The 569-nt window shown below is 61.5% G+C and carries 1 protein-coding gene; it reads left to right on the top strand.

The features are described from left to right. Positions 1-569: immunoglobulin-like domain-containing protein (locus tag NGM28_RS28510; RefSeq protein ID WP_252092553.1), on the top strand; the 569-nt coding region annotated here is incomplete at both ends.

Raw genomic sequence — 569 nt, 5'->3', positions numbered from 1 at the left:
CCGTCACCATCGTCAGCAATGGCGATGTCAACGAAGCCCAACAGCCGACCTTCACCGTGAAGGTCAACCAGCCGCTGGACCGCGACCTGACCGTCACCCTGTCCAACGGCGACAAGGTGGTCATCACTGCCGGTCAGACCGAAGCCACCTACAAGGCTGCGGCTCAAGGCGATGACGTATTCAAGGACGGCAGCTCGCTGACCATCGGTATCACCGATGCCAGCGTCACCGGCAAGACCTTCGAGAACCTGGAACTCGGCGGCTCGGCCACCGTGCAGATCACCGACACCGTCAGTGAAGTCGTGGCGACCCTGACTGCCGATAAAACCACCGTTTCGGAAGGCGGCCAGGTCACCTATACCGTGACCCTGACCAATGCCCAGGGCCTGTCGGTCACCGGCCACAACGGTCTGACTTTCACCCTGAGCGATGGCACCAAAGTCTCCATCCCGGCCGGCAGCGCCTCGGGCACCTTCACCATCACCGCCAAGGATGATGTCTACGTCGGTGGCCAGCCGAGCATCGTCAACAAGATCGAATCGGTTGCCGGTGGCGACAACTTCGAGAAG

Source organism: Pseudomonas sp. MWU13-3659, assembly GCF_023757525.1.
GTDB lineage: Bacteria > Pseudomonadota > Gammaproteobacteria > Pseudomonadales > Pseudomonadaceae > Aquipseudomonas > Aquipseudomonas entomophila_E.
Note: the sequence above shows the minus strand (reverse complement) of the source record. Positions and strands in the feature narration are given on the sequence as shown.